We start from the raw sequence: 20,719 nt of genomic DNA on the forward strand, positions 1-20,719 counted from the left end.
ACAAGCCTCTACAGAATCCCATCCAGTCACCGATGCGACCGCTTGCCGCGGCGCGGCAGGTGACTTCCAACAAGAAGCCAAGACAGGAGACAAGACATGCAAGCATCCGCGTATTTCCCAATGCGTCCCGCCAGCGCCTCGCTGCTGGCCGCGCTCGCCCTGGCCGGCTGCGGCGGCGGCTCGGCCGTGCTGCACGGGCCGGTCACCTCCATCGAGACCGCTCCCAAGAGCACGGCCTGCCCCGCCGAGATTCCTGCGGGCATCAGCTGCTGGGCCGGGCAGGACTCCAAGGGCGCCTACTACCTGATCGCCAAGCCCGCGCAGTGGAACGGCACCCTGGTGCTGCACGCCCACGGCGGCCCGGACCTGGCCGCGCCCACCGCCGACCGTGCGGCCGAAGACCTGGTGCGCTGGTCCATCATGGTGCGCGCAGGCTATGCCTGGGCTGGCTCCACCTACCGCCAGGGCGGCGTGGAAGTGCGCGCCGCCGCCGAGGACACCGAGCGCCTGCGCGGCATCTTCCGCCAGCATGTGGCCAAGCCGCAGCGCACCATCCTGCACGGCCAGTCCTGGGGTGCGGGCGTGGCCGCCAAGGGCGCGGAAATGTTCAACGAGCAGACCGTGGGCGAGCGCCCCTACGACGGCGTGCTGCTGACCAGCGGCGTGCTGGGCGGCGGCACCCATGCCTATGACTTCCGCACCGATCTGCGCGTGGTCTACCAGTACCTGTGCGGCAACCACCCGCGCCCCAATGAGCCGCAGTACGCGCTCAACCTGGGCCTGCCCGCTGACGCCAAGATGCGCCAGGCCGACGTGGCCCTGCGCGTGAACGAATGCCTGGCGCTGGACAAGCCCGCCGCCCAGCGCACGGCCGCGCAGCAGGCGAAGATCGACACCATCACCAAGGTCATCAAGATCCCCGAAAGCGCCATCCAGTCGCACATGAACTGGGGCACCATGCACTTCCAGGACATCTCGGCCAAGCGCACGGGCGGCGCCAGCCCCTTCGGCAACGAGGGTGCGGTCTATGCGGGCTCGGCCGACGATGCCGCGCTCAATGCCGGCGTGCTGCGCTACCGCGCCGACCCTGCGGCCTACCGCAAGTTCGCCGATGACACCGACCCCGTGGGCAAGATTGGCGTGCCGGTCCTCTCGGCCAAGTGGATCAGCGACCCCACGGCCTTCGTGGAGCTGGATGCGCGGTTTCGTGCGGTGATGCAGCAGGGCGGCAGTGGAGACCGGCTGGTGCAGACCTTTACGCGGCAGGGGACGCACAGCTATATCAGCGATGCGACCTATCCCACCTTGATGACTGCGTTGATGCAGTGGGTGGAGGCGGGGGTGAAGCCGACTGCGGCTGGGATTGCTGCGGCCTGTTCTGCTAATGAGGCCAAGTTTGGGGTGGGGTGTAGTTTTGATGCGGCTTATGTGCCGGCTGCGTTGAGTGTGCGGGTGCCTGAGAGGTCGCGGCCTGTGCTTCCTTGAGTGGGTCTTGTTTTTGACCCTGCCGGGTGGTGTTTTTTCGAGGCCGGGTCTCGGCCCGGCAGCCGACCTACCTTCTTTTGCTTCGCCAAAAGAACGTAGGCCAAGAAAAGGCGGCCCGACGCAGGCGCTGACATACGGGGAGTTGGCTCGGGCCTTTGCTTCGCTCGGCCTGGTGTTTTTTTAGCGGGGCATGTTTGTTCTTGTGGCGGGTGCCAGCTGCGCCGCGAACTCGCGTGCCGCTGCGCTGTAGCTCGCACCGCGACGCCACAGCAGGCCGGCGGTGCGGATGAGCTGGGGGGCGACCAGGTGGATGGCCACCATGTCCGTGGCCTGCTGGGCGGCGCGTTCGGGGACGATGGTGGCCATGTCGCCCCAGCGGCACAGCGCGATCAGCGATTCCACCGATCCCATTTCCGCGCGCAGCAAGGGCGTGACGCCTGCGGTGCGCAGCCCGTCCTCGATCAGGCTGCGCGTGTAGAACGTGCGCGGCAGCAGGGCCAGGGGCACGCCGGCCAGCGACTTGACGGACAGCGTGCGGCGCCCGGCCAGCGGATGCGATGGGTTGACCAGCAGCATCATGCGTTCGTCGAACAGCGGCAGCGCGTCCAGCTCGGCGCGCTGGGGCGGGTGAAAGCTCACGCCCAGGTCCAGGCTGCCGTCCAGCAATCCCTGCTCCACGGGCGGGGCCAGCAGCTCGATCACCACCACGTTGACCTTGGGATAGGCGCGCATGAAAGCCGCCACGGCCGGGGCGACCAGGGTGTTGAGGAAGGTGGGAATCACGCCGATGGTCAGCGTGCCGGTCTGCAGCTCGCTGAGGTCGGCCAGCGCCATGCGCCCGGCCTCCACCTCATGCAGCGCACGCTCCGCATAGTTGCGGAACACCACGCCGGCCTGCGACAGCTTCAGCCCCCGGCCAATGCGCTCGAACAGCGCCATGCCCAACTCCTCCTCCAACTGCCGCAGCCCATGCGAGAGCGTGGACTGCGTGACATAGAGGTTCCTGGCCGATGTCGTCAGGTGCTCGGTCTTGGCGATATCGACAAAGTAGCGCAGCTGGCGCAGTTCCATGGGTGAAGGCAAGGGGGTGTTCGGCGGGCCAGTTTCTCACAGAGATACGGGCACGCCGCACAGTTCACTCGCCGTCGTCCTGGTCCACGAACTCCACCAGCTCCGGCAGCATCTCCAGCTGCTGGATGGCATCCTTGAGCCGCAGGCCAAAGCGTGATTCCGGCCGCCCGAAAGCGCCCTGCGCCAGCCGCAGCGCCGCCGTTGCCTTGATCCACTCGACCTCGAAGGCATAGCGGTCCGCATGCTGCTGGACACTCATGCGCTTGATGTGCTCCAGCGCCAGCTCCACGGCGCAGTCCACATCGACTTCGCTGTCGTCCCTGTCGGGATCGTCGACCATTAGTTCGATCAACTGCTGCAGCGTGCTCTGCACCAGGCCCAGCGAGGCATGCATGGCCTGCCGCCAGGTGGGAAGAAAAGGTGGTTGGGGAGGGGCCGCCTGAGCGGCGGTGAGAGGGTGCATGTCTTGGTTCCTGTATGAATCAAGAGAACCACACGCCACCGTACGACGGGCAACGGGTGGACGGGATGTTCGTAACACGTATACAGACGTGCGGCCATCCTTGCGGGTAAGCCCATCCCGTCCAAAACCGTTGGAGACGGACGCGCGACGACGCATCTGCCCCAGGAATCTGGACATGACAAAGCCCCCTTCAAGGTGGGGGCCGCACCTCTGTATTGGTGTTACGACACACCAAGCCTTTCGGCCTGCCGCAAGTTTAACGGCTGCGTATCAAGAAACCAGGCCGAGCGCAGCGAAGGCCCGAGCAAGCTCCCCGTATGTCAGCGCCTGCGTCGGGCCGCCTGCGGGGTTGCAGTCCTGCCGAAGGACAGGACTGCTTCGTGATCTGACTCGCTGCGGTTGTCTGAGCGGAGTTCACGCAGTGAACGCAGCGAGTTCCGCAGCGAACCCCGCAGGTGGCCCGACGCAGGTTGCCCCGCAGCGAAGCGAAGGGGTCGCGGACATCCGGGTCGCCTTTGCTTTGCCTACTTTCCTTTGGCGAAACAAAGGAAAGTAGGTCGGCCGCCGGGCCGAAACCCGGCCTCGAAAAGAAACCCCCCGGCAGGGACAAAAAACAGCACCTGACCAAGACCAGACCAGAACAGACCAGCTGTCACACCCCTGTAAACCCCCACCAACAAACTCCCCCCCTTCACCACCCCCCACAAAAACCACATGCCGCTGAGCAACCTCCCCACATTGCAATCCCTGCTCCTGTCCCGCCGCCTGGCGCTGAGCGTCCTGGCCAGCGCCGCGCTGGTGGCCGCCTGCGGTGGCAGCGACAGCAATGACAGCACGACGCCCCCGGTGGCCAGCCAGCCCGCGACGGCCACGCTGGCCGTGCTGGAGACCACGGATCTGCACTTCAATGTGCGCAGCTATGACTATTTCAAGCTGGCCGAGGATGCCTCCTACGGCTTCGAGCGCACGGCCACGCTGGTGCGCGCGGCGCGCAAGGAGTTTGCCAATACGCTGCTGGTGGACAACGGCGACACCATCCAGGGCACGGCCCTGGCCGATTACGAAGCCGAGGTGGCCAAGATCCCCTGCACGCAGCAGCTGTCCATGTACAAGGCCATGGGCGCGCTGGGCTTCGATGCGGGCACGCTGGGCAACCATGAGTTCAACTACGGCCTGCCCTTCCTGAACCAGGTGCTGGGCGGCGGCCTGGACGTGGACGGCGTGGACAAGTCGGTCAAGTGCGCGGGCAATGGCTTTCCGGTGGCGCTGTCGAATGTCTACAGCAGCAAGACCAAGCAGCCGCTGGTGCAGCCCTACGTGATTCTGGAGCGCAAGATCGCGGCCAAGGACAAGGATGGCAAGGCGGTGGAGCTGCCCATCAAGATCGGCGTGATCGGCTTCACCACGCCGGGCATCATGAACTGGGACAAGCGCTATCTGGAGGGCAAGCTCTACACCGAAGGTGCCGTGGAGTCCGCCCAGAAGTACCTGCCCGAGATGCGCGCCAAGGGCGCCGACGTGGTGGTGGCCATGCTGCACGGCGGCCTGGATGGCGCGGCCTACTCGCCGACGATGGAGAACCCCGGCCTGCACCTGAGCAAGGTGGCCGGCATCGACGCCATGGTCATGGGCCACCAGCACGGCGTGTTCCCCGATACGGCGGCCACGCCGGCGTTCACGCAGGCGGGCGTGGACAACAAGGCGGGCACCATCAACGGCGTGCAGTCGGTGATGGCCAGTTCCTGGGGCAAGGCGCTGGGCGTGATCCAGCTGGCGCTGAAGTGGGACGGCAAGCAGTGGAGCGTGGACAAGAGCGCGGGCAAGAGCGAGCTGCGCAATATCCAGACCGGCAAGGACGCCGCAGGCAAGGCCACCTACGTGGCCGTGGACCCGACGGTGGCGCCGCTGATCGAGAGCCAGCACCAGGCCGCCATCCAGTACGTGAAGACGCCCATCGGCAGCACGGACTTCCGCATGAGCACGCTGTTCGCCGATGTGGGCGACCCGGGCGCCATCCAGATCGTCAACCAGGCGCAGCGCGACTATGTGGCCGACTATGTGAAGGCCAGCCTGCCGCAGTACGCGCAGCTGCCCGTGCTGTCGGTGAGCGCGCCGTTCAAGTCGGGCTTCCAGGGCGGCGCCGACTACACCGACGTGGCCGTGGGCCCGCTGGCCATCTACAACGCGGCCGACCTGTACCTCTACCCCAACACCGTGTATGCGGTGAAGGTGAATGGCGCCGACATCAAGGACTGGCTGGAGGCCGCTGCCAAGCGCTTCAACCAGATCGATCCGGCCAAGACGGGTGAGCAGCAACTGATCAGCACCTTCCCGGGCTACAACTTCGACATGTTCACCACGGCCGATGTGCAGTACGAGATCGACGTGACCCAGCCCGTGGGCAGCCGCATCAGGAACCTGCAGTACCTGGGCAAGGCCATCGACCCGGCGCAGGAGTTCGTGATCGCCACGAACAACTACCGCGCCACCAGCGGCAAGAGCTTCATCGCCAAGCTCGACGGCTCCAGCGCCATCTGGGCCTCGCCGGACGCCAACCGCGACGTGGTGATCGGCTACGTGCGCAAGAACGGCAGCATCACGCGCGCTGCCAATGGCGCGGCCAAGAGCTGGCGCTTCACCAAGGTGGCCACCTCGGCCAACGTGGTGTTCAGCTCCGGCGTCAACGCGCTGCCGGTGGCGCAGGCTGCGGGCCTGGCCAACATCTCGCTGGTGGCGGCCGATGACGGCTCGGGCAAGGGCACGTCCAAGTACCGCCTGGATCTGTCGAAGTAAGTTCCGGCAGGCAAGCAACAAAAAAGCCCCGTGCATCTGGCACGGGGCTTTTTTGCTTGTGCCGAACGGGCTTCAGCGCGCAGGCGGCATCTCGAACACCAGGCAGGTGGTGGTGGCGTGGGCGTAGAGCGTGCCATCGGGGCCGACCAGGCGCGCCTCGGCCGTGGCCAGCTGGCGGCCGCAGTGCAGAACGCGGCCTTCGGCGCGCACGCGCGGCACGCGCGGGGTCAGGGCCTTGACCAGGTTCACCCCCAGCTCGGCCGTGGTGTAGCCCCGGCCCGGCGGCATGCAGGTGTGGACGGCGCAGCCCAGCGCCGAGTCCAGCAGGGTGGCGAACCAGCCGCCGTGCACCGTGCCCATGGGGTTGAGATGGTTGGCGCCGGGGCGGCCCTGGAAGACGGCGCTGCCTTCGCCCACGGAAATCAGCATGAAGTCCAGCGTGCGTGCAATGGGCGGGTAGGGCAGTTCGCCGCGCAGCATGGCCTGCATCAGCTCCAGCCCGCTGCGGCCTGCGACCTGGTCGGGGCGCGATACGCCTGCGCCGGGGCCGGCGTCCAGCCGGAGGGTGACCGCCTGTTCCTCGTCCAGCCAGGCTTGCAGGGCAGGGGAGATGGCGCCGGAGGTGACGCTGGAGGTTGTGTTGCGGGCGGCCTGCTCCGGGGAGTGGGTGCGGGTGTCCATGGAATGTCTCTCTTTCATTGGGAAAAGTGCGGGCGCCAGGCTGTCTGGGATGGCGGTGTGGATATTATTGTATCTACAACAGTTGTATATGCAATAATCTGCGCCATGCCAGTGAATCCAGACATCCTCGCCGTGCCCCAGGGCTGCACCAACCACCGCGTGCGCCAGCTCATGCGCAGCGTGGGCCAGGTGTACGACGCCCATCTGAACGAGACGGGGCTGCGCATCACCCAGTACTCGCTGCTCAGCCATGTGCTGGCCGCCAGTCCGGTGCGGCCCTCGGACCTGGCGCGGCGCATGCGCATGGACGCCTCGACGCTGACGCGCAACCTCAAGCCGCTGATCGACGCCGGCTGGGTGCGCATGGGCCAGGGCGAGGACCAGCGCAGCCGCCTGGTGCACATCACCGACGCGGGCCGGGCCAAGCGCGAAGAGGCCAAGCAAAGCTGGAAGACCGCACAGAACGAGCTCAACGCCCGTCTGGGCCTGGAGCGCGTGGCGGCCCTGCATGCGCTGATCGACGAATGCCTGGTGCTGCTCGATGGCGATGGCCACGCTGCAGACGGCCCGCAGGCGTAGGCCCTACCGAATTCCCAACCCCCGAAGAGACTCCCATGCTCTCCAACTCCACGGCGCGCTGGCTGCAGCGGCGCGGCATCCACTACGGCTGGCTGGTCGCGGCCATCACTTTCCTCACCATGCTGACCATGTCGGCCGCGCTGGGCCTGCCGGGCGCCATGCTGCAGCCGCTGTCGCGCGAGTTCGGCTGGAGTACGGAGCAGATATCGAGCAGCCTGGCGCTGCGCTTTGCGCTGTTCGGCCTGCTGGGGCCGTTTGCGGCCGTGATGATGGAGCGCTTCGGCCTGCGTGCCGTGATGTGCATGGGCCTGGCCCTGGTGGGAGGCGCCATGGCGATGGTGACGCAGGCCACGCAGCTGTGGCATCTGTTTTTGCTGTGGAGCCTTCTGCTGGGCATGGGCACGGGCCTGACGGCGCTGGTGCTGGGCGCCGTGGTGGCCAACCGCTGGTTTGCGGCGCGGCGGGGCCTGGTCATCGGCGTGCTCACGGCCAGTGCGGCCACGGGGCAGCTGGCCTTCCTGCCGCTGGCCGCCTGGATGATCGAGCACTGGGGCTGGCGCTCGGCCACGGTGCCGGTGTTCGTGGCCAGTGCCTTGATTGCCGTGCTGGCTTTGCTGTTCGTGCGGGACCGGCCTTCGGACCTGGGCCTGGCGCCCTTTGGCGGCGATGCCTCGGCCCCGCCGCCGCCGGCCATGGCCATGAACTTCGGCACGCCCTTCAAGGTGCTGGCCGAGGCCGCGCGCAACCGCACCTTCTGGCTGCTGGCGGGCACCTTCTTCATCTGCGGCCTGTCCACCAACGGCCTGGTGCAGACGCACTTCATCTCGCTGTGCGGCGACAACGGCATGGGCGCGGTGCCCGCCGCGTCGGTGCTGGCCATGATGGGGGCCTTCGACTTCGTGGGCACCGTGCTGTCGGGCTGGCTGTCGGACCGCTACGACAACCGCAAGCTGCTGTTCTGGTACTACGGGCTGCGCGGCCTGTCGCTGTTCTGGCTGCCGCATTCGGAGTTCACCTTCTATGGCCTGGGCCTGTTCGCCATGTTCTACGGGCTGGACTGGATCGCCACGGTGCCGCCCACGGTCAAGCTCACGGCCCAGCATTTCGGGCCGCAGAAGGTGGGGCTGGTGTTCGGCTGGATCTTCGCGGCCCACCAGCTGGGCGCGGCCGCCGCAGCCTGGGGCGCGGGCCTGACGCGCACGTTGCTGCTGACCTATACGCCCGCGCTGTATGCGGCCGGCCTGGCCTGCCTGGTGGCGGCGGTGATGGCGCTGGTCATAGGGCGGGCGCGCAAGGCGGCGGCGGTGGCGGCGGCCTGAGCCCCATCACCGCTCACGCCATCCACTCCCTCAGTACAGCTGGCGCTTGCCCGGCTGCAGCAGGACGACCAGGGCGCCCGCGCCACCTTCGGCCGGGCGGGCCTGCACAAAGGCCAGCACTTCCTTTTTCTGCACCAGCCAGCGCAGCACGCGGCCCTTGAGCACGGGGGTCTTGCCCGGCGAGCCCAGGCCCTTGCCGTGCACCACGCGCACGCAGCGTATGCCGGTGCGGTGGGACAGGCGGATGAACTGGCCCAGCGCCTCGCGCGCCTCGTCCACGCGCAGGCCGTGCAGGTCCAGCTGGCGCTGGATGCTCCACTGCCCGGCGCGCAGCTTGTGCGTCACGTCCAGGCCGATGCCGGGACGCCGGAAGCTGAGCTGGTCGTCGGTGTCCAGCAGGGTGCTGACGTCGAACTCGTCGCTCATGGCCTCCTGCAGCACGCGCTGCTCGTCCAGCTCCAGCTGCAGGGGCAGCGGCTCGGGGGGCTCGGGGGCATGGAGGTGGCGGGCGTGCGCGGACTTGAGCGCATGCACCGGGCCCACGGTGTTTTCGAACAGCTTTTGCTCGGCCAGGAGGCGGCGCGCCGCCTCGGCGCGCTGCTGCTGGAGCAGGGCCTCTTGGGCGGCGGCTTCGGCCAGTGCGCGACGCACTGGCGCGAGGTCCTGCAGGCTGGTGGCTTTCAAAGTCATGGTGACGCCGGTTGTACCGCAATTTCAGCACCCCGGCGGCCATGGCGGGCCCAGCCGGGGTCCTACAGCATCCCCTGGCCCGCCATGGACAGCGCGGCGCCCGGCGCGACGATCACATGGTCCAGCACCTGGATGTCCATCAGGCCCAGGGCAGCCTGCAGGCTCTGCGTGACGGCCCTGTCCGCAGCGCTGGCCTGGACATGGCCGCTGGGGTGGTTGTGGGCCAGGATGACGGCACCCGCGTGGTGGTGCAGGGCGCGCAGCACCACTTCCCGGGGATAGACGCTGGTGCGCGTGAGCGTGCCGCGGAACATCTCCTCCAGCGCGATCAGCCGGTGCTGGCTGTCCAGGAACAGCACGGCGAACACCTCGTGCTGGCGTGCCGCCAGGTGCAGCTGCAGGTAGCGCGCCACGGCGTCGGGCGAGGCCAGGGCAGGGCGCTCGCGCAGTTGCTCGGCCGTGGCGCGGCGCGCCAGTTCGAGCACGGCCAGGAGTTGTGCGCACTTGGAAGGCCCCAGCCCCTTGATGGCCTTCAGGTCGGCGTGCCCGGCCTGCAGCAGCCCGGACAGGCCGGGCCGGCCGGGCAGCTGCAGCAGTTCCTGGGCCAGCTGCAGCACACCCTTGCCGGCCATGCCGGTGCGCAGCACGATGGCCAGCAGTTCGATGTCGGAAAGCGCCGAGGGGCCGTGTGCCGCGAGCCTTTCGCGCGGCTGGGCCTGGGCGGGCAGGTCTTTGAGAGCCATGGTTCAGCCAGGTGAGGGGCGCCGCAGGGGCACCGTTGCACGGGGCGTGGGGGCATGGATGTTTTTCTACAATACGGGCCAGTTTATCGGGACTTCCATGACCTCTAGCGCTTCTTCCCCGGCCCACCCCACGGTCCAGGCCGGCTCGTTCCTCACGCTGCACTACCGCCTGTCCGGGCCTGCAGGCGATGTGATCAACACCTTCAACGACAAGCCCGCCACGCTGTCCCTGGGCGCGGGCGAGCTGTCGCCCGCCGTCGAGCAGCGCCTGCTGGGCCTGGCCGAAGGCACGCGCACCACGTTCGAGATGCCGGCCGGCGAAGCCTTCGGCGAGCGCAACGGCGACATGATGCAGTGGGTGGCGCGCAAGCTGATGAACGAGCTGGGCGACCCGCACGAGCAGTACGCGCCCGGCGACGTGGTGCAGTTCCCCACGCCCGACGGCCTGGGCAGCTACGCGGGCGCCGTGGTGCAGGTGCGCGAGGACGGCGCCGTGCTGTTCGACTTCAACCACCCGCTGGCCGGCCAGCCGGTGACCTTCGAAGTGCAGATCATCGGGGTGCTCTGAGGTGCCGGATACGACCTCGCCCCAGGAAATCCTGCTGGCCGAGCCCCGGGGCTTCTGTGCCGGCGTGGACCGCGCCATCGAGATCGTGGAGCGTGCGCTGGCCAAGTTCGGCGCGCCCATCTACGTGCGCCACGAGATCGTGCACAACACCTTCGTGGTCAACGATCTCAAGGCCAAGGGAGCGATCTTCATCGAGGAACTGGACGACGTGCCGCCCGGCTCCACCCTGGTGTTCAGCGCCCACGGCGTGAGCCGGGCGGTGCAGGAAGAGGCGCGGCGGCGCGGTTTCTCCATCTTCGACGCCACCTGCCCACTGGTGACCAAGGTGCATGTGGAAGTGGCCAAGCTGGCCAAGGAAGGCTACGAGTTCCTGATGATCGGCCACAAGGGGCATCCCGAGGTCGAGGGCACCATGGGCCAGCTGTCCGAGGGCATCCACCTGGTCGAGGACGAGGCCGATGTGGCCCGTGTCACCCCCCGCCAGACCGAGAAGCTGGCCGTGGTCACGCAGACCACGCTGTCGGTGGACGATGCCGCAGGCATCACGGCAGCCATCCGCGCGCGCTTTCCGCAGGTGCGCGAGCCCAAGCAGCAGGACATCTGCTACGCCACGCAAAACCGCCAGGACGCCGTCAAGGTGCTGGCGCCGCAGGTGGATGTGCTCATCGTCGTGGGCAGCCCCACCAGTTCCAACAGCAACCGCCTGCGCGAGCTGGCCGCGCGCCTGGGAACGCCCGCCTACATGGTGGACAACGCGGGCGAGCTGTGCGAGGAATGGTTTGCCAATGCCGGGCGCGTGGGCCTGACGGCCGGCGCCTCGGCGCCCGAGGTGCTGGTGGACGAGGTCATCCAGCGCCTGCGCCAGCTGGGCGCGCTGTCGGTGCGCAAGATGGATGGCATCGAAGAAACCGTGAAGTTCCCGCTGCCCAAGGGCCTGAAGATCGACGCGGCCACGGGGCTGGAGATCTCCGTGGGCAAGCAGCCCGAGACGGGCGGCTGAGCCGCAGGCGCAGCGGGCATTGGCCAAAAAGCAAACGGGCGCCTGGCGCCCGTTTTGCATGGTGGGGCCGAAAGCCTCAGCTCCACAGATCCAGCGGCGGATCGGAGGCCACGGCGCGCAGGATGTCGGTGCGGCTGATGAAGCCGGCCAGCAGGCCCTGCTCATCGGTCACGGGCAGGCCCGGCAGGCCGGTCTCCAGCAGCACGCCGGCCACGCGGCGCAGGTCGGTGGTGGTGGCCACCGTGGGTATGGGGGAGATCATGACCTCGTTCACGGGCCGGCGCGCCAGGGCAATGGCGTCCTTGATCGCACCGGGCTCGGGCAGCAGGTCCAGCGGCGCCATGTCGGCACGCAGCAGCAGCCCGACCACGCGGCCACCGGCATCCAGCACGGGGGCCTGGGCCACGCCGTGCTCGGCCAGCACGCGCCAGGCGTCGTTGACACCGGCCTCGGGCGACACCGTCACGGCCTCGTGGCTCATCACGTCGGCCACGGTCTGCAGGGGCTGGCGTGGCTGGCTGGGGCCTTTTTCCGTGGAAAGGTAGGCATCGACCGCGCCACGGCTGCGTGGAGCGGGCTCCGGCGCGCCGGCAGGCTGGCCCGCGAGGTCGGCCAGGATGGCGGGGAACGAGGCGGCGGCGTCGCCCGCCATCACATCGGCCGAGCGCGTGCGCAGGGCCTGCGGGCGTTGTACGCGGCGCACGGGCGCCACCTGGCCCAGCCGCTCGGCGGGACCGCGAAACATCTGTCCGTTGGGACCGAAGACAAAAAACATGGGTGCTCCCGGGTGCGCAAACCGCTGTGGGCGGCATATTGGAAGTATCGGCGCCGGCGCGGGATTTCTGTAGCGGCAAGACCCCCAACGCCCAGGGGCGGGCGCTGCCATGGCGATACCGCCTAAAATTGCCGGCTATGCTCGATATCCTTCTTCTTCGCAAAGACCTTGACTCGGCCGTCGCACGGCTGGAGACCCGCAAAAAGCCCCAGGCCTTCCTGAACGTGGAGGCCTTCCAGTCCCTGGAAGCAGAGCGCAAGTCCCTGCAGACACGGACCGAGGAGCTGCAGTCCAAGCGCAACCAGCTGTCCAAGCAGATCGGCATGCTGATGGGCAAGGGCGAGAAGGACGCTGCCGAGGCCGCCAAGGCCGAAGTCGGCAGCCTCAAGACCGAGCTGGACCAGTCGGCCACGCGCCTGGAGCAGATCCAGGGCGAGCTGCACGCCATGCTGCTGGCCGTGCCCAACCTTCCGCACGAAAGCGTGCCCGTCGGTGCGGACGAAAGCGGCAATGTGGAGGCGCGCCGCTGGGGCACGCCCAAGACCTTTGATTTCGAGGTCAAGGACCATGTGGACGTGGGCCAGCCGCTGGGCCTGGATTTCGACATGGGCGTCAAGCTGTCGGGCTCGCGCTTCACCGTGATGAAGGGCCCCATCGCCCGCCTGCACCGCGCCCTGGCGCAGTTCATGATCGACCTGCAGACCGACTCGCATGGCTACACCGAGTGCTATGTGCCCTACGCCGTCAATGCCGACTCGCTCAAGGGAACGGGCCAGTTGCCCAAGTTCGAGGGCGACCTGTTCGCCGCCAAGAAGGGCGGCCAGGACGGCGAGCCCGTGCCCGACAACGCGGCGCTCTACCTGATTCCCACGGCCGAGGTGCCGCTGACCAACTTCGTGCGCGACGTGGTCGTGGCCGAGGACCAGCTGCCCATCAAGCTCACGGCCCACAGCCCCTGCTTCCGTTCCGAGGCCGGCAGCTACGGCCGCGACACGCGCGGCATGATCCGCCAGCACCAGTTCGACAAGGTCGAGATGGTGCAGATCGTGCATCCGGAAAAGAGCTACGAGGCGCTGGAAGAGATGACCGGCCACGCCGAGGCCGTGCTGCAGAAGCTGGGCCTGCCCTACCGCGTGATGAGCCTGTGCACGGGCGACATGGGCTTTGGCTCGGCCAAGACCTATGACCTGGAAGTCTGGCTGCCTGCGCAGAACACTTACCGCGAGATCAGCTCGGTCTCCAACTGCGAGGCCTTCCAGGCGCGCCGCCTGCAGGCGCGCTTCAAGAATGCCCAGGGCAAGAACGAGCTGGTGCACACGCTCAACGGTTCCGGCCTGGCCGTGGGCCGCACGCTGGTGGCGGTGCTGGAGAACTACCAGAACGCCGACGGCTCGGTGACCATCCCCGAGGCGCTGCGCCCGTATATGGGTGGACAGACTTTGCTGAAGGCCTGAATTTTTAGGCTATAATTTCAGCTTCGACGCTGCGGAGAGGTGGCAGAGTGGTCGATTGTACCTGACTCGAAATCAGGCGTACGTGCGAACGTACCGAGGGTTCGAATCCCTCCCTCTCCGCCAGAAACATGAAACCCAGTGCTATGTGAATAGCACTGGGTTTTTCTGTTTCCGGCATTGCCTGGCGAGAGTCCGGGCGATTGGGGCCGCCATAAAAAATGCCCGCGTTGGCGGGCCATGCTCAGATCTCGAGGGCCTTGCGGTCCTTGCCTTCGATCCAGCGCGGCGGCTTGCCCCGTCCCGTCCAGGTGGCTCCGGTGGCGGGGTCCCGGTATTTCGGCACGCCAATGTTGGCGGACTTGGATTTGCGGGCGCTGAAGATGTCGTCGTGGGTCAATCCGAACTCATGGACGAGTTCTCGGACCTTGGCGATGACTCCGCCTTTCTCCGCCTTCAGCGTTTCGGCAATCCGTGCCTCAAGCTCGCTCTTTTGCTTGAGCAGGGTTTTGTAATCTGCTGTCATATGTTCCTCATGGATAGTGTGCTACACAATGACGCATTTTATGGAGACAGGGTCGATGTCGCATGTGGGACATCGTCGGTGTTTGCACCTAGGTTTTTCAATATTTCGCCATTGTTCGGGATAGAGCGCGAGGCCTTTGTCTACGCCTCGACAAACTCCCGGTGGCTGCTGAAGTGCAGGATTTCGGAATCCTGCGCTCCGCCCTGTCTTTGAATGACGATGGTGCCATTGGCATGCAGATAGATTCGGATGCCCGGCGTGGTCTCCGAATCCCAGTAGCAGGGGCTTTTGTCGAGGTTTTTCCAGCCGTGCTCTACGCACAGCGTGCGCTGGCGCATGCTGTTGAGCAATTGCCTGCGCGCGCCTGCGCCTTCGCAGATGCGCATCCACAGCAGCAGGAGCATGTCGTGCGCTTCCTGGCGGGATGAGCAGGGAGGCATGTGCTTCAACTGGCCCAGGAGGGTAAGGAACCGCTGTTCTATGCTGATGTTCAGTGCCATGCCCATCTCCTTTGTGCGTGGATATGCATCAAAGTGTAGGCAGCGCCGAAGGCTGCCGATATAGGGCGGATGACGACAGCGCCGGTGGCTTTTTTTCCTGCCGGTTTGCAGGATGGGCGCCTGGCCGGCTGTCGTGACAAAGGCCAGCGGCGTCAGTGCGACTGCATGCCCATGAGATTGCACGACATGGCGCATTGCTGGCAGGCTGCCGCGCAGGTCTGGCAATGGTCGTGGGAATGCTTGCCGCATTCGTCGGCGCAGGCCTGGCAGATCCGGGCGCACAGGCGGCAGATGTCTGAGACATGCGGACTTTGGCGCGCCATTGAGGCCACGGCCAGTTCGCAGACCTGCGCGCATTCAAGATCCTGGGCAATGCAGGCGGCCATCATCTGGACGTCTGTTTCCTTCAGGCAGGCGGCGGCACAGGTATTGCAGGCAATGATGCAGGCCTGGCAGGCATCCATGCAGGCCTTGTAGTCGATGGCCGGTGGGGTGGTATTCATGGGAGTTCTCCTGGAATGAGGGAGTGAAGTCGCGCAGGGCGTTCTTCCTTGGCCAGCTATCCACACCAAAGAAAACGCCCCGCGAACGGGGCTGTGTCAAAGACCGCAAGGGTCGGGATTTACAGGTAGGGCACGCCGTAGTAGTCGTTCACGCGGCGTCCATATTCATCGGTGTAGGCCGGTGCCGTGTCGCGCTCATAGCGGGGCGCGTTGTCCAGCTGCTCGCGCGTGAGCGACACCACGTAGCCGTTCATGTCGGGCTCGTACTTGAGGGATTCCCAGGGCAGCGGATAGCGGTCCGTGCCGATGCCCAGGAAGCCGCCGAATTCCATGACGGCGTAGCGCACCTTGCCGGACAGCTTGTCGATCATCAGCGTGTCTATGCTGCCCAGCTTGTCGCCTGCGGGGTTGTAGACATTGGTGCCGCTGACGGTTTCGGAAGAAATGACGCTCGATACGGTGTTGGGTGTGACCATGAGGCTCTCCATTGAGTGGGTTGGTGCTGGCACGCCGACGCAGTGCATCTGGCGGCTGGGCGATGCGGCATGGGAAAAGGCGCGGGAGGCGGCCCCTTCAAAGCCCGTGCATCGCCTGGCGAAGTCGAAGCCTGTGTGCTTCTGGGTTCCAGCTTAGGACCGCAATGAAGTGCTCCGGGTAGTCGGTGCGCCGCGACCGGCGTAGGAGGGTCCTTGGGCACCGGAGGCCAGGTCCTACGAGTCCTTGTAGTCATGGTCTGCGCAGCTGCGGCCCTTTGCTGACGCGGCAGCGCAGTCTGGGCCGGCGTCGGCCTGGCGGGCACAGGCGTACAACGAAAACTGCAAGAGAGATGCTGCGGATGCAGTCCCGCGTCCACGGTCCATCCCCGAAGGAGATTCCCATGAATGCAAGCAACAAGCCATCCATCCCGCCGGTGTCTGCAGATGCGGTGGAGGACGAAGACCTGGCCGAACAGGCGCGACCGGGCCACGGCGTACCTTCCCAGGACCCCGAGGCAGCTGCCCAGTACCAGCTGTCGCCGGAGGATGCGCAGCGCGAGTCACGCTCGGTGTTCATCGGCGGCGGCGTACTGGCCGGAGCCGCTGCCGGCGCTGCCGCCGGTGCGGTCATTGCAGGCCCGGTGGGCGTGGTGGTGGGCGGCACGGTAGGCAGCGTGGCCGGTGCGCTGGGCGGTGCGGCCGCAGGTGCCGTGGCGCCGGCAGAGAGTGCGCAAAAGCCAGTGGAAAAGCCCGTGCCACCCGGCAGCAAGTCTTCCGGGTGACACGGGCAGGCCGTTGCAGGCCATGTGTGGCGCGGCGGGCATGGACGGCGGCGGATGCATCCCGTATACAGGGGCCTGTCCACTTTCCTATCCACCCAGATGGCCAACGTTCTCATAGGCATCGTCGCCGCAATTCATGTCTACATCCTCGTGCTGGAGATGTTTCTCTGGGACCGGCCGGCTGGCAGGAAGGCCTTTGGGCTGACGCCGGAATTTGCGCAGCAGACCAGGACGCTGGCCGCCAACCAGGGGCTTTACAACGGCTTTCTCGCCGCCGGGCTGATCTGGGGGTTGGCGCAGGGCGCCGACGGCCTGGCGTTCAAGTACTTTTTTCTCCTGTGCGTGCTGGTGGCAGGCCTGTATGGCGCAGCCACGGCCAGCCGCAAGATCCTCTGGGTGCAGGCCGTGCCGGCCGCCGTTTCGCTGCTGGCCCTGTACCTGGGGCTATGAGAACGCCCGGGCACCGGTGGGCGAAATCGCTGCAGCTGCTGCTGGACCGTGACCCCGGCGTGCGTGGCGCGGGCCGGCATAGCCGACATGGCCGGCGTCAGTCCACCAGCGCCTGTATGGCCTGCAATTGCGCCGCCAGCCCGGGCCGCGCGGCCGGAAAAGTCTCCTCGAAGGCGGCAGTGCCTATCGTGAAGCCCGCTGCGCCGCCGGCCAGCACGGCCGCGATGCGTTCACTGCGATCAATGGAGCCGGCCACGACCACGGGTTTGTCCACCGCATCGCAGACGGCCTTGATCAAGGCCGGCACGTCGCCGTGGAAGCGGTAGGCCAGCAGGTCCAGGCCATGCACGCCGTCCAGCCCCGCCATGCGGCGGGCGCTGGCCACGATGTCCTGTACCGGGCCTGAAAGCACGCTCGGATGCCCGCTCACCTTGCCGGGAAACGGGTAGTACGCAATGCCGCTGCCGCGCAGCACGGGCAGCACCGCCTCGGGCCGTGTGCCACCCATGAGCACGTCCACCCCGATGTCGACCGCCGCGCGGGCGGAGGCCACTTCGCTGGCCTCGTCGAGGCTGACAACCTCCAGATAGACCCTGGCGCCGCCCGCACGGATGTCCCGGGCCAGGGCATGCAGCTCGGGCAGGGGCAGGCCGATGTCCTTGAAGCCCACATGGCGAACGCCCTGGGCCAGCACCTCGCGCAGCCGCTCGCGCGCATCGGCAATGGTCCTGTCCTGCTGCGTGAGCATGAAGATGAAGTCCGGGCGTTGCGTTCGTGCACTGGCACCGGTACGGGTGGCCTGCACCATGGCTGCCGCCTGGCGCAGCGCGCAGGCCAGGCTGGCGTGGTCGGCGCGGCCCGTGCCCGCGATGTCGAAGGCCGTGCCATGGTCCACCGAGGTGCGCACAAAGGGCAGGCCCACGGTGATGTTCACGCCTTGCTCCACACCCAGGTATTTCACGGGAATCAGCCCCTGGTCATGGAACTGGGCGACCACCACGTCGAACTCGCCCCGGCGCGCCCGCATGAAGACCGTGTCGCCGGGCCAGGGGCCGCTGGCGTCGATGCCTTCGGCGCGCGCGGCGGCAATGGCGGGGATGATCACCGAGCGGTCCTCGTCCCCGAACAGACCGTTTTCACCGGCATGCGGATTGAGCCCTGCCACGGCCACCCGGGGCCGGGGGATGCCGAACGCGCGGCAGGCCTGGTGCGCGAGGCGAATGGCGCGCAGCTCGTTGTCCATGGTCACGGAGGCGATGGCCTGCTGCAGCGGCACATGGATGGAGACCAGCAGCACCCGCAGCTCATCATTGGCGAGCATCATGGCGAAGTCGCGTGTGCCGGAACGCTCGGCCAGCATCTCGGTATGGCCCGGATGCGGGCAGCCTGCCGCGCGCAGCGCTTCCTTGTGGATGGGGGCGGTCACCAGGCCCGAGACGTCGCCAGTCAGGGCCAGGTCGATGCCGCGCTGGATATAGGCATGGCAGGCCGCGCCGGCGCGTGCATCGACGCAGCCCCAGGGCAGGTCCGGCGGCAGGTCCTCGCCGGTCTGCAGCACGAAGAGCGTGGCGGGCGGTACCAGGACAGGGACCTGGGCCGGTGTCTCGATGGCCCGGATCTGCGGATGGACGCCCAACCCATCGGCCGCCCGCTGCAGCCGGGCGATGTCGCCGATGACGAGAAACGGCGTGCAGGGCCGCGCAGGGTCCATTGCCAGCTTGACGATGATCTCGGGCCCGATGCCCAATGGATCGCCCATGGTGATGGCCAGGGGCGCGCTGGCCGGAGTGCTGGCCGAGGGGTTGGCGGAGTTGGGGCTGGAGTGCTTCATGGTTCTTGCTGAAACCTCAATCGATGGGTTTACTTTGCATGAAGATGCTCCAGTAATAAATCGATATAGACTCATCATTCAATTGAGCAATGTTCAACTGAAAGTCCGATGTTCCACCTGTCTAGAGCCGCCATTGCCATGCCCGCACCCGTCCACATGCCGCCGCTGTCTGCCTTGCGCGCCTTCGAGGCCACGGTGCGCCATGGCAGTGTCTCCAAGGCCGCGCGCGAGCTGCACCTGACCGATGGCGCCGTGAGCCGTGCCGTGCGCGACATGGAGGAGGCGCTGGGCTTTGCGCTGTTCCAGCGCAGCAACCGCAGCATCATTGCCACGCCCACGGCCCGCGTGCTGGCCGAGGAGGTGGCCCTTGCGCTGGAGCGCCTGCGCGGCGCGCTGGGCCGCGCGCGGCAGGCGGCAGGGCCGGACCGGCCGCTGGTGCTGTCGTGCGAGCCCACGTTTTTGATGCGCTGGCTGATTCCGCGTCTGGGTGGTTTGCAGGAAGCGATCGGCACGCAGCGCGAGCTGCGCCTGGTATCGGCCGGCGGCTCCGTGCCCTTTGCGCGCGAGGGCATTGATCTGGCCATACGCCGCGCGGATTTCGACATGGGTGCCGATGTGGTGGCCGAGCCCTTTCTGCAAGAGCGCGTGGGGCCCGTCTGCAGGCCCGCGCTTGCCAAGGCGCTGGCACGCTCAGGGCCGCTGGGCGGGGTGCTGCTGCATACGCAGTCGCGGCCGGACGCATGGCGGCATTGGAGCGAACTGACCGGCGTGCCGCTGCGGGCCGGTCGCGAGGTGCGCTTCGAGCATTTCTACCTGAGCCTGCAGGCCGCCGTGGCCGGGGCCGGCGTCGCCATCGGCCCGCTGGCACTGGTGGCCGATGACCTGGCCAGCGGCACGCTGTGCGCGCCGCGCGGCTTCGTGGCCGATGGCTCGCACTACGTGCTCATGTCGCCCCGGCCGGTGCTGGACGAGGCCAGCTTCGCCCTGGTGCTGGACTGGCTGCGCGCGCAGACCTTGCCGCTGGGCCTGGCGCATGCACAGGCACAGGCCCCGGCGGCCGGCTGAGCATCGATCAACCGGGCTCCTGATCGTGCTCCGACAGCTCGCGCCAGTGCGTGCGCGTGAAGGCGTAGGCCGTGTCCAGCGCCGGTGACAGGGTGCGCGCGGCCATGCGCGCCATGCCGTAGCGGCCGCATCGGCGGGGATCGGCGGGCAGGGGCACTTCGGCCATGGCGCCGCTGGCGCGCTCCTTGCGGGTGATGGACAGCACGCCGAACAGCAAGGTGTCCGTGGCCAGGGTCACGCCGCGCAGCAGGTCCAGGTCGTTGCAGTGCAGGGTGAACAGCTTGTCGGGCTCGGCGCCTTCGCCCCACAGCTCGGCCAGCTGCCGCGCCATGGCCGTGCTCAACGTGGTGGTGGCCAGCGGGTAGCGGCGGATCTCGTCCATGCCGGGGTTTTGCAGCACGGGGTGGCCCGCGCGGCAGACCAGGCCGGCGGGCAGCTCGCCCAGCAGTTCCATCTCCACGTCATCGGCGGCGCGCAGCACATAGGCGTCGCCGACGATGGCATCGATGGATTCGTTGCGCAGCAGCTGCAGCAATGCGCTGGTGGCACCCATTTCGGCGCGCACCTTCACGCGCGGATGCGCCTGCGCCATGTGGATCAGAAAGGGCTTGAGCAGCAGCGCCGCCGGCGCGGGCGCCACGCCAATGGCGAGCGCGCCTTCCTGGCCGCCGCGCAGCAGCTCCAGGTCACGCCGCAACTGGGTTTCCTCCAGCCGCATGCGGCGTGCACGCTCGGCCACGAGTTCGCCAAACACCGTCAGCCGGGCGCGCCGCGCGCCCCGGTCGAACAGCTGCGCCCTGAGTTCATCTTCCAGCGCGCGGATGCTGCGGCTGAGCGCCGGCTGGGTGAGATGCACGGCGCGCGCTGCGTCGGAAAAGGTGCCGTGCTCGACGATGGCCAGCAGGTGCCGCAGCTTCTGTGTATCCATGCGGAGTCCTCATGATTTGTTGGCAAATTTTTCATTTGAA

Annotated in this window: 22 protein-coding genes and 1 tRNA gene; 11 read left to right on the forward strand and 12 right to left on the reverse strand. The window is 67.3% G+C overall.

What is annotated here, in order from left to right; genetic code table 11:
- Positions 1-96: 96 nt before the first annotated feature.
- Positions 97-1,485 (forward strand): hypothetical protein, encoded by a 1,389-nt coding sequence (locus PO605_RS00080; RefSeq protein WP_272205746.1) that lies wholly within the window; start codon positions 97-99, stop codon positions 1,483-1,485.
- A gap of 180 nt (positions 1,486-1,665) precedes the next feature.
- Here the strand turns inward: PO605_RS00080 and PO605_RS00085 are convergent, their stop codons facing one another.
- Both PO605_RS00085 and PO605_RS00090 read right to left on the reverse strand, forming a co-directional pair.
- Entirely contained in the window at positions 1,666-2,556 is an 891-nt protein-coding gene (locus PO605_RS00085) for a LysR substrate-binding domain-containing protein (protein WP_016450106.1), read from the reverse strand.
- A 64-nt stretch (positions 2,557-2,620) separates the two neighbouring features.
- Positions 2,621-3,019 carry a hypothetical protein gene (locus PO605_RS00090; protein WP_047473128.1) on the reverse strand — a complete coding sequence of 133 codons (399 nt, stop codon included), beginning with the start codon at positions 3,017-3,019 and terminating at the stop codon, positions 2,621-2,623.
- 714 nt (positions 3,020-3,733) lie between these two features.
- Here PO605_RS00090 and PO605_RS00095 point away from each other — a divergent pair.
- Positions 3,734-5,812: a bifunctional 2',3'-cyclic-nucleotide 2'-phosphodiesterase/3'-nucleotidase gene (locus PO605_RS00095; protein ID WP_047473719.1), complete on the forward strand. Its 2,079-nt coding sequence runs from the start codon at positions 3,734-3,736 to the stop codon at positions 5,810-5,812.
- Positions 5,813-5,884: 72 nt separating this feature from the next.
- Here the strand turns inward: PO605_RS00095 and PO605_RS00100 are convergent, their stop codons facing one another.
- Positions 5,885-6,493: a PaaI family thioesterase gene (locus PO605_RS00100; RefSeq protein WP_046987361.1), complete on the reverse strand. Its 609-nt coding sequence runs from the start codon at positions 6,491-6,493 to the stop codon at positions 5,885-5,887.
- A 105-nt stretch (positions 6,494-6,598) separates the two neighbouring features.
- On the opposite strand from PO605_RS00100, the gene PO605_RS00105 reads away from it, so the two are divergent.
- Positions 6,599-7,072: a MarR family winged helix-turn-helix transcriptional regulator gene (locus tag PO605_RS00105; protein WP_047473718.1), complete on the forward strand. Its 474-nt coding sequence runs from the start codon at positions 6,599-6,601 to the stop codon at positions 7,070-7,072.
- 35 nt (positions 7,073-7,107) lie between these two features.
- Positions 7,108-8,391, forward strand: coding sequence for an MFS transporter (locus tag PO605_RS00110; RefSeq protein WP_017406746.1), 1,284 nt, complete (start codon positions 7,108-7,110; stop codon positions 8,389-8,391).
- Between the two features lie 30 nt (positions 8,392-8,421).
- On the opposite strand, the gene PO605_RS00115 is transcribed toward PO605_RS00110, so the two are convergent.
- On the reverse strand, positions 8,422-9,081 hold the full coding sequence (locus PO605_RS00115) for a Smr/MutS family protein (protein WP_013803859.1): 660 nt from the start codon (positions 9,079-9,081) through the stop codon (positions 8,422-8,424).
- Positions 9,082-9,143: 62 nt separating this feature from the next.
- Positions 9,144-9,824, reverse strand: a complete 681-nt coding sequence (gene radC / locus PO605_RS00120; protein WP_272205749.1) for a RadC family protein — start codon at positions 9,822-9,824, stop codon at positions 9,144-9,146.
- A gap of 97 nt (positions 9,825-9,921) precedes the next feature.
- Here radC and PO605_RS00125 point away from each other — a divergent pair, with 97 nt between their 5' ends.
- Both PO605_RS00125 and ispH read left to right on the forward strand, forming a co-directional pair.
- Complete coding sequence (locus PO605_RS00125) at positions 9,922-10,392, forward strand: FKBP-type peptidyl-prolyl cis-trans isomerase (protein WP_016450099.1); 471 nt, start codon at positions 9,922-9,924, stop codon at positions 10,390-10,392.
- Between the two features lies 1 nt (position 10,393).
- The gene (gene ispH, locus PO605_RS00130; protein ID WP_047474022.1) at positions 10,394-11,392 is read left to right on the forward strand and encodes a 4-hydroxy-3-methylbut-2-enyl diphosphate reductase; all 999 of its coding nucleotides are present in this window, start codon (positions 10,394-10,396) and stop codon (positions 11,390-11,392) included.
- A gap of 76 nt (positions 11,393-11,468) precedes the next feature.
- On the opposite strand, the gene PO605_RS00135 is transcribed toward ispH, so the two are convergent.
- Positions 11,469-12,167: a CBS domain-containing protein gene (locus PO605_RS00135; RefSeq protein WP_016450097.1), complete on the reverse strand. Its 699-nt coding sequence runs from the start codon at positions 12,165-12,167 to the stop codon at positions 11,469-11,471.
- A gap of 137 nt (positions 12,168-12,304) precedes the next feature.
- On the opposite strand from PO605_RS00135, the gene serS reads away from it, so the two are divergent.
- Entirely contained in the window at positions 12,305-13,621 is a 1,317-nt protein-coding gene (serS, locus tag PO605_RS00140; protein WP_016450096.1) for a serine--tRNA ligase, read from the forward strand.
- A gap of 33 nt (positions 13,622-13,654) precedes the next feature.
- Positions 13,655-13,744: transfer RNA gene (locus PO605_RS00145), tRNA-Ser, on the forward strand.
- A 118-nt stretch (positions 13,745-13,862) separates the two neighbouring features.
- Here the strand turns inward: PO605_RS00145 and PO605_RS00150 are convergent.
- The 4 genes from PO605_RS00150 to PO605_RS00165 form a co-directional block, all read right to left on the reverse strand.
- Positions 13,863-14,144 (reverse strand): H-NS histone family protein, encoded by a 282-nt coding sequence (locus PO605_RS00150; RefSeq protein WP_016450095.1) that lies wholly within the window; start codon positions 14,142-14,144, stop codon positions 13,863-13,865.
- 140 nt (positions 14,145-14,284) lie between these two features.
- Complete coding sequence (locus PO605_RS00155) at positions 14,285-14,644, reverse strand: hypothetical protein (RefSeq protein WP_047473830.1); 360 nt, start codon at positions 14,642-14,644, stop codon at positions 14,285-14,287.
- Positions 14,645-14,796: 152 nt separating this feature from the next.
- Entirely contained in the window at positions 14,797-15,147 is a 351-nt protein-coding gene (locus tag PO605_RS00160) for a four-helix bundle copper-binding protein (protein WP_016450093.1), read from the reverse strand.
- Between the two features lie 119 nt (positions 15,148-15,266).
- The gene (locus tag PO605_RS00165; RefSeq protein WP_016450092.1) at positions 15,267-15,623 is read right to left on the reverse strand and encodes a PRC-barrel domain-containing protein; all 357 of its coding nucleotides are present in this window, start codon (positions 15,621-15,623) and stop codon (positions 15,267-15,269) included.
- A gap of 401 nt (positions 15,624-16,024) precedes the next feature.
- Between PO605_RS00165 and PO605_RS00170 the strand changes: the two genes are divergently transcribed.
- A complete protein-coding gene (locus tag PO605_RS00170; protein WP_047473828.1) occupies positions 16,025-16,405 on the forward strand; it encodes a hypothetical protein in 381 nt (126 codons plus the stop codon).
- Positions 16,406-16,504: 99 nt separating this feature from the next.
- Complete coding sequence (locus PO605_RS00175) at positions 16,505-16,855, forward strand: DUF1304 domain-containing protein (RefSeq protein ID WP_017407778.1); 351 nt, start codon at positions 16,505-16,507, stop codon at positions 16,853-16,855.
- Positions 16,856-16,952: 97 nt separating this feature from the next.
- Here the strand turns inward: PO605_RS00175 and pdxA are convergent, their stop codons facing one another.
- Positions 16,953-18,686 carry a 4-hydroxythreonine-4-phosphate dehydrogenase PdxA gene (pdxA, locus tag PO605_RS00180; protein ID WP_047473827.1) on the reverse strand — a complete coding sequence of 578 codons (1,734 nt, stop codon included), beginning with the start codon at positions 18,684-18,686 and terminating at the stop codon, positions 16,953-16,955.
- Between the two features lie 138 nt (positions 18,687-18,824).
- On the opposite strand from pdxA, the gene PO605_RS00185 reads away from it, so the two are divergent.
- Positions 18,825-19,751, forward strand: coding sequence for a LysR family transcriptional regulator (locus tag PO605_RS00185; protein WP_272205751.1), 927 nt, complete (start codon positions 18,825-18,827; stop codon positions 19,749-19,751).
- Between the two features lie 7 nt (positions 19,752-19,758).
- On the opposite strand, the gene PO605_RS00190 is transcribed toward PO605_RS00185, so the two are convergent.
- A complete protein-coding gene (locus tag PO605_RS00190; protein ID WP_047219220.1) occupies positions 19,759-20,679 on the reverse strand; it encodes a LysR family transcriptional regulator in 921 nt (306 codons plus the stop codon).
- Positions 20,680-20,719: the final 40 nt, after the last annotated feature.

The sequence above is a fragment of the Delftia sp. DT-2 genome (assembly GCF_028401915.1).
GTDB classification, from domain to species: domain Bacteria; phylum Pseudomonadota; class Gammaproteobacteria; order Burkholderiales; family Burkholderiaceae_C; genus Comamonas; species Comamonas tsuruhatensis.